Source organism: Mycobacterium heidelbergense (genome assembly GCF_010730745.1).
GTDB lineage: Bacteria > Actinomycetota > Actinomycetes > Mycobacteriales > Mycobacteriaceae > Mycobacterium > Mycobacterium heidelbergense.
The window spans coordinates 1,932,281-1,943,083 of sequence record NZ_AP022615.1 but is presented as its reverse complement, the minus strand read 5'-3'; the positions used below and the strand labels follow the sequence as shown (position 1 = coordinate 1,943,083).

General features: G+C 68.9%; 7 protein-coding genes and 1 riboswitch. Of the genes, 4 read left to right on the top strand and 3 right to left on the bottom strand.

All coding sequences use genetic code 11. From position 1 onward, the window contains the following. Positions 1–49 precede the first annotated feature (49 nt). Positions 50–2,050, top strand: coding sequence for an acyltransferase family protein (locus tag G6N25_RS09165; protein ID WP_083072953.1), 2,001 nt, complete (start codon positions 50–52; stop codon positions 2,048–2,050). A 3-nt stretch (positions 2,051–2,053) separates the two neighbouring features. On the opposite strand, the gene G6N25_RS09160 is transcribed toward G6N25_RS09165, so the two are convergent. Continuing rightward, positions 2,054–2,713: an O-methyltransferase gene (locus G6N25_RS09160; RefSeq protein WP_083072952.1), complete on the bottom strand. Its 660-nt coding sequence runs from the start codon at positions 2,711–2,713 to the stop codon at positions 2,054–2,056. Between the two features lie 80 nt (positions 2,714–2,793). After that, positions 2,794–3,022, top strand: a riboswitch (M-box (ykoK) riboswitch). Between the two features lie 284 nt (positions 3,023–3,306). On the opposite strand from G6N25_RS09160, the gene G6N25_RS09155 reads away from it, so the two are divergent. Both G6N25_RS09155 and G6N25_RS09150 read left to right on the top strand, forming a co-directional pair. Beyond that, positions 3,307–3,504: a hypothetical protein gene (locus tag G6N25_RS09155; RefSeq protein ID WP_142272507.1), complete on the top strand. Its 198-nt coding sequence runs from the start codon at positions 3,307–3,309 to the stop codon at positions 3,502–3,504. Positions 3,505–3,544: 40 nt separating this feature from the next. Next, positions 3,545–5,284: an NRAMP family divalent metal transporter gene (locus G6N25_RS09150; protein WP_083072951.1), complete on the top strand. Its 1,740-nt coding sequence runs from the start codon at positions 3,545–3,547 to the stop codon at positions 5,282–5,284. Here the strand turns inward: G6N25_RS09150 and G6N25_RS09145 are convergent. Then, the gene (locus G6N25_RS09145) at positions 5,276–6,220 is read right to left on the bottom strand and encodes an NADP-dependent oxidoreductase (RefSeq protein WP_083072950.1); all 945 of its coding nucleotides are present in this window, start codon (positions 6,218–6,220) and stop codon (positions 5,276–5,278) included. The genes G6N25_RS09150 and G6N25_RS09145 overlap by 9 nt on opposite strands. A 171-nt stretch (positions 6,221–6,391) precedes the next feature. On the opposite strand from G6N25_RS09145, the gene G6N25_RS09140 reads away from it, so the two are divergent. Continuing rightward, complete coding sequence (locus G6N25_RS09140; protein ID WP_083072949.1) at positions 6,392–7,021, top strand: hypothetical protein; 630 nt, start codon at positions 6,392–6,394, stop codon at positions 7,019–7,021. A gap of 137 nt (positions 7,022–7,158) precedes the next feature. Here G6N25_RS09140 and car read toward each other — a convergent pair whose 3' ends face one another. Further along, the gene (gene car, locus G6N25_RS09135; RefSeq protein ID WP_372506774.1) at positions 7,159–10,713 is read right to left on the bottom strand and encodes a carboxylic acid reductase; all 3,555 of its coding nucleotides are present in this window, start codon (positions 10,711–10,713) and stop codon (positions 7,159–7,161) included. Between the last annotated feature and the right edge of the window lie 90 nt (positions 10,714–10,803).

Here is a 10,803-nt window from a genome sequence, read left to right as displayed (position 1 = left end):
ACACCCCGCACCGGCACGTTCGGCTCGACGGCCCCGATGGGTCGCACCGGTGCGCCGCGCCGGCCGGCTGGCGATTTGGGACCAACCGGAGCGCCGCGGCGGCATCCCGGCGCTGGACGGGCTTCGCGCGGTGGCGGTTGCGCTGGTGCTCGTCGGGCATGGCGGCATCCCCGGCGTGGGCGGCGGCTTCATCGGCGTCGATGTCTTCTTCGTGCTCAGCGGCTTCCTGATCACCTCGCTCCTGCTGGACGAGCTGCGGCGCACCGGTCGCATTGAGCTGACCGGCTTTTGGATCCGGCGGGCGCGACGGCTGCTGCCCGCGCTGGTGTTGATGGTGCTCACCGTGGCCGCCGCGCGGGAACTCCTTCCCAGCCAGGCCCTCACCGGGCTACGGAACGACGCGATCGCGGCGTTCCTGTGGGTGGCGAACTGGCGGTTCGTGGCCCAAAAGACCGACTATTTCACCCAGGGCGCGCCACCGTCGCCGCTGCAGCACACCTGGTCGCTCGGGGTGGAGGAACAGTACTACTTCGTCTGGCCGGTGCTGCTGATCGCGGTGACCCTGCTGTTGGCCGCACGGGCCAGGCGCTACTTCGGGCGGGCCACCGTGGGCGGGGTGCGGTTCGCCACGTTTGTGATCGCCACCGTGGGCGCGCTGGCCTCCGCCGTCGCCGCGATGGTTCTCGCCTCCGACACCACGCGGGACCGGATCTATTTCGGCACCGACACCCGGGCGCAGGCGCTGTTGACCGGCGCCGCGGCGGCGGCCCTGCTGGTGCGGGATTGGCCGTCGCTGAACCGCGGCTGGTGCATGATCGGGAGCCGCTGGGGACGGCGGGCCGCCCGCGTCCTGCCGCTCCTCGGCCTGGCGGGGCTGGCGGCGGCGACCCACTACGCGACGGGCGGTGCGCGCGAGTTCCGCCACGGCCTGCTGATCGGCGTCGCGATCGCGTCCGTCGTCGTGATCGCGCCCGTGGCGATGGAGCAGCGCGGGGCGGTCGCCCGCGTCCTGGCCCTGCCCCCGTTGGTGTGGCTGGGCACCATTTCCTACGGCATCTACCTGTGGCACTGGCCGATCTTCCTGGCCCTCAACGGCGAACGCACCGGATGGTCCGGGCTGCCGCTGTTCGCCGCCCGGTGCGGCGCCACGGTGGCGGTGGCCGCCGCCTCGTGGTGGCTGATCGAGCAACCCATCCGGCGCTGGCGGCCGGCGCGGGTGCCGTTGCTGCCGCTGGCGGCGGCCACCGTGGCCAGCGCGGCCGCCGTGACATTGCTGGTGGTTCCGGTGGGAACCGGGCCCGGCTTGCGCGAGCCCGGCCTGCCCCCGGGTGTCTCGGCGGTCGCCGCGGTCTCCCCGTCGCCGCCGGCCGGGAGCCATTCGGGACCTCGCGATCCCAACCGGCCCTTTACCGTTTCGGTGTTCGGGGATTCGATCGGGTGGACCTGGATGCACTACCTGCCGCCGACGCCCGGATTCGCGTTCCTGGACCACACGGTCATCGGGTGCAGCCTGGTGCGCGGCACGCCGTATCGGTATATCGGCCAAACCCTCGAGCAGAGACCGGAATGCGACGGTTGGCCGATCAGATGGTCGACGCAGGTCGGCCAGGACCGCCCGGACGTCGCGCTGCTGGTCATCGGGCGGTGGGAGACCGTCGATCGCGTCAACGAGGGCCAGTGGACCCATATCGGCGATCCGACCTTCGACGCGTACCTGAACGGGGAGTTGCAGCGAGCGCTGAACATCTTGGGCTCCACCGGCGTTCGGGTGGTGGTGGCCACCGTGCCCTACAGCCGGGGCGGGGAGAAGCCGGACGGTCGCCTGTATCCGGAGGACCAACCCGATCGGGTCAACCTCTGGAACACCATGTTGCGCAAGACGGTTGCCCAGCACCCGAATGTCGCGATCCTGGACCTGAACAAAAAGCTATGCCCGGACGGCGTTTACACCGTCAAGGTCGACGGCATCAAGGTGCGCAGCGACGGCGTCCACCTCACCCCGGAAGGGGTGAGGTGGCTGACACCGTGGCTCGAGGAGTCCCTGAGATAGCCTTCAGTCGCCTGTGCGGCAGCTGATTTCCATGCTGTCGCTGTCTCGGACGTGGAAGTTGAAGCTCACGTAGCCGTTGTCGGGGTTGCGCACCCGGTCGAGATACGGCTGGGTGTCCGCGGCGCTGGCGTTGTCGGCGACGACCAACACGCCTGCCTTGAAGCGCGGTTCGAGCAGCTTGATCACCGGCAGATAGAGATCCTTCCAGCCGTCGAGCAGGACGAAATCGACGGGGCCGTCGAGCTCCGCCAGCGTGATCAGCGCGTCTCCCTCGAGAATGGTGATCAGGTCATCCAAACCGGTGTCGGTGAACGTCCTTTTCGCGGCGGCGACCTTGGTGGCGTTGAGCTCGGTGGTCACCACCCGGCCGCCGCCGTTGTCGCGCACCGCCGACGCCAGATGGACGGCGGAGATGCCGAAAGACATGCCGAATTCGACGATCGTCGCCGGACGGGTCGCCCGCACCAGCGCGTACAGCAGGCGGCCGGCTTCGGGCGTCACCGGGATGTAGAACTCGCTCATCGCGTCGGCGCGCTCCCGCGCGCTCATCGGCCGTTCGAAATCGCCGTGCCTCTCGCGTAATCGCGGCATCTGGTTCTTCGCCTCGGCGTACATCCGGTCGAGCGCCGCCGCGACTTTGGGGTCCTGCAGGGTATTGGCCATGCCCTCGAGCGTAGGCTTCCGGCGCGAGCGGGCCGCCGGGGGTTTGACGAGCCCCGGGCCCCAATGCAACTATGGTTTCGCAAGCACCTCGGTAGGTGAGGCGTCTGCACGGATACAGGCCACTGACCCCGAACGTCGAGAGACGCCCCGGGTCAGGACAGCTCTTCCCGGACCCAAGGGTTGAGCCCAAGTGGCTTCCGGAACGAGGAGCGATCGCAAGCGCGGCGCAGCCGGGCGAAGCGGGTCGCGACCGTCGGTTAGTTCCGGATACGCCGTGCAGTGCCGAAGCTCCGACGAGAGGGGTGCGATCGGCGGTCCGCCGCCGGTCATTCGTGCCTCTTCCGTTCAGGTGAATGTGACGGCACCCGCGCGTGCCCCGGCCGTGAGGAGGTGAGGGCGAGATGAGTCCCGGCGACAGTCCCTATCCGAAATCCATCTTGTCCCGATCCGGTTCCGGCACTCTTTTTACCGCCTGAGCTTTCTCGGGCGCCCGCCGACCTGCGCGTTGAACGCCGTACGCGGGCCCCCGGGTGCCGCGCGAGGCGTGCGCACCGAATGCCGCGAGTCGATCGGACCTCCGACGGGAGACGATCATGGCTTTTGTTGTTACCCACCGCTTTTCCGGTGCGTCGATGCTGCGCGCCGGCCGGCTATTGGCGACCAGGTTGTGCGCACGGTACAGGCTGACTCCGCAGGAACGGGCCAACCGGTACGTCGCGTGGACGCCCGTTGCGGTGGTCACGGCCTCGCTCGGCGGGCATCCGTCGGACGGCGCGGACACCCGCCGGTGATTCGTTCCAAGCCCGAACCCGTTGAGACAGCGAGAATCCGATGACTTCGATCTCCACCCGGCCCCCCGGCGCCCCCGACGCCGCGCACACCGGCGACATCGTCGGCGCGTTCGGCCGGATCCGCCGTGACGGCACGGGCGCGTACGGCGACTTCAGTGGCCGCTGGCGCCGGCTGCGGACGCTGATGGTCATCACCGGTCCCGGGCTGATCGTGATGGTGGGCGACAACGACGCCGGCGGCGTCGCGACCTACGCGCAGGCCGGGCAGAACTACGGGATGGGCCTGCTGTGGACGCTGACGATGCTGATCCCCGTGCTGTACGTGAACCAGGAAATGGTGCTGCGGCTGGGGGCGGTCACCCGGGTCGGCCACGCGCGGCTGATCTTCGAGCGGTTCGGCAAGTTCTGGGGCGCCTTCAGCGTCGGTGATCTGCTGATCCTCAACGCCTTGACGATCGTCACCGAATTCATCGGTGTGTCAATGGCGCTCGGGTTCTTCGGCTGGCCCAGGACCGTCGCGATCCCGGCCGCCGCCGTGTTGTTGTTCGCCGTGGTGGCGGGCGGATCGTTTCGCCGCTGGGAAGCGCTGATGTTCCTGCTGATCGCGGTTAACGTGTTGATCATTCCGATGGCGCTCCTGGTGCACCCCACCCTGAGGGAAACCGCCGGCGGACTGATGCCGCAGTTCCCGGGTGGGCTCAACTCCACCGTGCTGCTGTTGGTTGTCGCGATCGTGGGTACCACGGTGGCGCCGTGGCAGTTGTTCTTCCAGCAGTCCAACGTGGTGGACAAGCGCATCACGGCGCGCTGGATGTCTTACGCGCGAGCCGATTTGATCATCGGCATCGTCGTGGTGATGGTCGGTGCGACGGCTTTGATGGCGGCGGCCGCGTTCGGGTTCGCCGGCACCGCCGACGTCGGCAACTTCACCGACGCCGGCGCGGTCGCGTCGGGCCTGTCGAAGCACCTGGGCGGCACCGTCGGGGTGCTGTTCGCGATCATCCTGCTGGACGCGTCGCTGATCGGGGCCAACGCCATCGGGTTGGCCACCACGTACGCGGTCGGTGACGCGATGGGCAGGCGGCACTCGCTGCACTGGAAGCTCGGCGAGGCACCGCTGTTCTACGGTGGTTATGCGTTGCTCCTCGCGGTGTCGGCCGCGGTCGCGTTCAGCCCCGACCACATCCTCGGCCTGGTGACCCAGGGCGTGCAGGCGCTCGCCGGTGTCCTGCTGCCCTCGGCGACCGTGTTCTTGGTCCTGCTCTGCAACGACCGCGCGGTGCTCGGCCCCTGGGTAAACACCGTGCGGCAGAACGTCGTTGCCTGGACCATCGTGTGGTCGCTGGTGCTGCTGTCGCTGGCGCTCACCGCGACCACCTTCTTCCCCGGCCTGCCCACCGGGACGATCGAGGCCGGGCTCGCGGTCGGCGCGGCCGTCGGCATCGTCGGTGGGGCCACCATGATCATCGCCGGCCGGCGGTATCGCGACCGGCGCGACGCGGAGGCCACCGTGCGGACGCTCGGAGGCGGGTTCGACCCGCAGGAGATCGACGAACTCGACGACGCCCCGTTGCTCACGCGCGCCGAACGGCATGCCGTCCGCCAACAGGACCGGGCGAACTGGCAGACCCCGAACCTCGCCCTGCTTCCCCGGCCCACCATGTCGCCGATCCGCCGGGCGGGGCTGTTCACCCTGCGCGGCTACCTGGTCGTGGCCGCCGCGTTCGTGATCGTCAAGATCGTTCAGACCGGCATAGTCGGGCCGGCCACCTCATTCTGAGCCGGTGGGTAGCAGGACGATCTTGCCGTGGGTGTGGCGCCGCTCGAGTTCCTCGAAGGCGTCGGCGACCCGGTCGAGCGGATAGGTCGCGGCGATGTCGAACTCGATGGCGCCGCTGGCGATCAGGTCGGCCATTTCGGCGAGCACCTCCGGTGTGGACGCCTCGGCGCTGCCCTCGGTCTTGGCGCCGACCTCGCCCGCCTTCCGGAACGAGATGATGGTGTCGATTCGTTCCGGCGCCACGCCGAGATCCACCGCGAGCTGGACATAGTCGGGGCCGAACAGGTCGATGAACGCGTCGATCCCGTTCGGCGCCGCCTCGCGCAGGCGTGCCGCCAGACCGTCCCCATAGGCGATCGGGGTGACACCGTGCGCGCGGAGCCAGTCGGCGTTGGGGGTCCCCGCGATGCCGAGCACTCGCGCCTCGCGCAGGACCAACAGCTGCACGACAAGGCTGCCGACGCCGCCCGCGGCCGCCGAAACGGCGACGGTCTCGCCGGGTTGTGGTGCGACCGCGCGGACGGCCGCGTACGCCGTCACCCCCACCACATAGAGCGAACCGGCTGCCTCCCAAGATAATTGGGGAGGTTTGCGGATCAGTTGATCCACCGGGACGGCGGTGTGGGTGGCATGGCTGGAGCGGCGGAAGCTGAAACCCAGGACCTCGTCGCCGACGGCGAACTCTGTCACGCCGGGTCCCACGGCGGTCACGACGCCCGCGAGGTCGCTGCCCTCACCCGACGGAAAGGTGGCGGGGAACATCTCGTGCATCGCCCCGGATCGGATGGCGGCCTCGCCGGGGTTGATCCCAGCGGCGCGAACCTCGACCACCACCTCGCCCGGACCGGGCGACGGCATCTCCACGTCCGCCACGTACAACACGTCGCGGTCCCCGTAACGGTCGAACCGCACGGCACGCGCCACGGCAGCCGTCATTTCGCTCTCCTTGCCCCCACGCCAGCATAGGCCGCGAGCCGGCCGGGATGCCCGGCGCGTTTCTCGGCGCGGTCCTTGTTCGGGTGGCCATTTCGCAGTAGCGTCAGGCGCCGCGGCCAGCCGCTGGATGTCGACAGCTCACCCGAGGTGGATCGACGGGGAGGAACGCCCATGAAATTCGCTCGGATCACCGGCGCGGGCTGCGCGGTCGTAGCCGTTGCGGTCGGCGCGGTGACCACCGGCTGCGGCGGTAATCACGAAGACCACGAGACCTCGTCGCCTTCGGGGACATCCCCCGGTGCCGCCGCGTCGTCGACCGGTTCGAGCCCGGTGACCGGCCCGTCGCCGGGACACCCCACCGATTACAGCTCGCTGCTGATCAAGCCCAGCGACATCGGCGGAGATTTCACCACGCCCCAACCACCCGTGCTGAACCCCAACAACGCGGCCGGCGTCGCGCAGCTTTTCGTCAACCCCGACAACAGTCGCCGAATCGGGGACACGATCTTGATCGCCGCGGATCCCGCGACGGCGGCGGCGGGCATCGACAACACCAAGACCAACTATGGCGGCAAGGTCAGTGGCACGTGGCAGTCGGTCGACGTCGGTTCCAACGGTGCGATGATTTCCGGCAACTCGCCGGACAATTCCCAGGCGGTGACGGTGCTGTTGTTCACCGAGGGCAAGGCGCTCGTCAACCTCGAATTCCAGGGCGCGCCTGACGATCCGATCGATCCGGGCGTGGCGACGGATATCGGCCGCAAACAGGACGCCGCGATCAAGAACGGGTTGCCCCGCTAGCGGTCGCGCCCGGGAGTTCGTCGGGGGGCTGTTGGCCGGGGCGCCGAGACTGCGGTGAGGGCGGCTCCCAACGCGAAAAGCCCGCCGTGAACGCAGGCTCGATGCCACCAGCGCAGACTCGGCGCCAGCGGCGTGTGTCACTCGGGCTGGGCCAGACCCAACAGCTGCAGGTCCGAGACGTACTTGTCGATCAGGGCCGCCGACAGGTGCGGAATGTCTTTGTCCGCACCGATCTTGGCTTCCTGCACCGCCGCGCGGAAGACGTCCGTGGGTGCCGGCGCGCCGCGCAGCGGCCTCTCGGGCTTGCGGTAGGCATCGAGCAGCGGAAGCACCGAATGCTGACGCTGCTTGTCCGGCAAGGACCGAAGGGCCGCCTCGAAGCGCCCCAGCCATTCGTCGTAATCGTCGATGCGCCGGATGTCGTGGCCGGCGTCGATCAACCAGTCGACGAACACGTCCAGGGAAATCCCGTCGTCGTGCGGGTTCATCACGTCGAACGACCGGTAACTCGCCGAACCCTCGGCGCTCGCCGCCTGCGCGCCGAGCGCCGCGACCGATTCGGCCACGAAGTCGGCCGGCAGGCCGTCGTAATGGGCGCGCGCCCGGTTCCCGGTTTCGGAACGTTCGTAGAAGGACCAGGGTGCGATACCGGTCGTCAGAAGGCTGAAGATCAACCGGGTGAACGCATCCGGCACGTTCAGCTGTCCCGCGTAGCGGCTGTGGGCGAGGATCATGTCGGACCGGAAAACCGTGACCGGCAGGCCGCACAGGTCGTGCGCCTCGCGGAGCAACACCTCGCCGGCCCACTTGCTGTTCGCGTACCCGTTGGCGTAGCTGTCGTCGATGGGCCGGACCGGACTGACCATGCGGATATCGCCGTCCTCTTCAAACCGCTTGACCGACATCGCGACCGCGACGGTCGACATGTAGGCGATCGGTTTGATGCGCGCGGTGATCGCCAGGCGGATCAACTCGGCGGTGCCAACGACGTTGGGCCCGAACAACTGCTCGTAGGGGAGCACGTGGTTGACCAGGGCCGCCGGGTGGACGATGAGGTCCACGCCTTGCGCCAGCCCTTCCCAAGTCGCTTGATCCAGGCCAAGATTCGGCTCGCCGATGTCGCCCGCGATGACCTCGAGGTGCTCGGCGGCCAACGCGCGGAACCGCTCCGGCAACCGGCGATCGCCGCTGTCGAAAACGGCCTCTAGCCGGTTGGCGGCCGCGCCGGCGTCCGCGCCGCGCACGATGCAGACAACCTTTCCGCCCGTTTCGGCCAGCCGCTCGAGCCATTCCAGGCTCAGGAAGCGGCCGAGGTAGCCGTTGGCGCCGGTCAGCAGAACCGTGCGTGGCGTGCCGGCGACTCGCGGCAGCGCCGGGGCTTCGGCCAGGGTCCGTGCGTCGATGAACTTGTCGAGCGTGAGGTCGGCGGCGCGCGCCTCGGCGGCGCCCCGTCCGTGCACCGTGCCGAACGTGGGCCGCCGCGCACCGGAACCACGTTCGGACTCAACGTATTCCGCGATCCGGCGCAGGTCGGTCGCCGGGCCGATGATCCGGCCCACCGGAACCTCCACGTCGAAGACGTCCTGCAGCAGATTGGAAAAGGTCAACGCCGACAGCGAATCACCGCCGAGCTCGAGGAAAAGCGCATCCGGTCGGGGTGGCCCACCGGCCAGGCCCAGCAGCGCCTCGGCGGCCCGCGTCAGCGTGTCAATGACGGGCCGGCTGGCCGCGCCGTCGCGCAGCGCGCGCAGCTCGGCCGCGCGGTTGGCGGCCAGCTCGCGATACAACTCCTCGAGTCGAGGGCCGTAGTGTTCTTTGAGCCTCGGCCGCAACAACTTTCCAACCCCCGACAGCAGGCCGTTGTCTTCGCTGAACGGCTCGGACTCGACCAGAAAGTCGACCGGCACCTCGTAGGACTGCAGCTCGGCGAGCTTGGCCGAGCGGCGCAGCGATTCGCTCAGGGCGGCCTTGAGCCCGTCGGCGTCCTCGGCGAACCTGTCCAGCGCGTCGGCGGTCGGGACGATGACGGCCAACAGGTAGGGGCGTTCGCTGTTGCCGTAGACGAAGATCTGGCGGATCAGGGCCGCGGTGGAGAACACGGCTTCCAGCCGCGCGACGGCGACGAACTCGCCCTGGGCCAGCTTCAACACGTTGTTGCGCCGATCGACGTAGGCCAGCCGATCCGGCCCGAGCTCGGCCATCACGTCACCGGTCCGGTAGTAGCCGTCGGGATCGAAGGCGCCGGCGGTGACGTCGGGGCGCTTGAAGTATCCGGGGGTGGCGGTCAGCGACTTCACCAGCAGCTCGCCGCGGGGATACGGCTTGTCGGTAAGGAAGTAGCCCAGCTCGGGAACGTCGACGAGCTTGTAGTCCAGAACGGGAGGCCGGGTGATCAGGCCGTCCTTGGCCACCATTCCGACCTCGGTCAAGCCGTACCCGTCGAGCACGTGCACGCCCAGGCAGGCCTCGACGAAGCTCTTCATCTCGCCGGCCAGCGGGGCCGTGCCACAGAAAGCGGTGACGACGCGGCCACCGAGGACCCGCTCGCGCAGCTCGGCTTGCGCGTCCGCCGCGGCGGAGGCGGCATCGGCACCGTCGGCCACCAGCCGGTCGACGGCGCTTTGGTGGCGCTGGTACAGCATCTCCGCCACCCGTGGCACCAGGCCCATCTCGGTGGGGCGCACCAGGTTCCAATCCTCGAAGAGGGTCGAAAGGTCGCTTTCCGGAACGAAATAACTGGTGCCGCCGGCCTGGAACGACGACGACAGCGGTATGCGGCCGCCCAGGTGATTCAGCGGCATGAAGTTGACGTTGAACACTGGCGTGTCCGCGTAGTCGGGCATCAGGTCGTTGGTCCACACCTTCGAGACCATGCGCTCGGTGTACATGGCGCCCTTGGGCAATCCGGTGCTGCCGGAGGTGTACATGATCATGGCCAGCCGCTGATCGGTGTCGCCGGCGTACATCGGCTCGGGCGGCAACGCGCGACCGCGTTCGATCACCCCGTCGATCGTTTCGATGGTCACCGCGACGCCGGCGGCCGCCAGCTTCGCCCGCACGCGTTCGAGATTCTCCCGCTGGTCGTCGACCCGTGGCTCGTAGTCGAAAACCACCAAGCGCCGCAACGACGTACTGCCCAGCGCGGCTTCGACGGCAAGGTCGAGATATCCGGCGCCCGCCGCGAGCACCCGCGGCTCGACCTCGGCGATGATCGGCCGCAGCCGCGAGGCCGCGGCGTTGTGCTGCAGCGGCACCGCCACCAGGCCCAGATAGCCGCAGACCAGATCGAGGGTCAGGTAGTCGGCGCTCGCGAAACCGACGGTCGCGACGAAATCACCCGGGGCCACGGGGTTTTCCGCATCGTGCCGCCACGCGCCGGCGATCGCACGCACGTTGGCCCACAGTTCGCGGTAGGTGATGGTGTCGAAGCGCGGCAGCAGCCGAGCGGTGGTGCGGCCGGTCGCGGGATCGGCCGTCAGGGAGCGTGCCCGCCAGCCCAGCGCGGGGCGATCCGCGTAGCCCTCGACGAACGTCTCCAGGATCTGGGGGAGCCGAAGACCCGGTTGACGCGCCGCTTCCCGCAACGAGACATCCGGCCTGGCGTTCCGGAACCGCTCGTCGTCGGCGTACAACCGGTCGATGCGGCCCGAACCTGGAGGGGCACACTTCTCGCGCTTCGCCGCACCGCTCACCGACACCCTCCCGCTCAAACCACTCGCCTACGCAGAACTCACCGACCGAGGCCAGTCTTCCGTTCAAGGGCTGTGAGCGTTGTCACACTC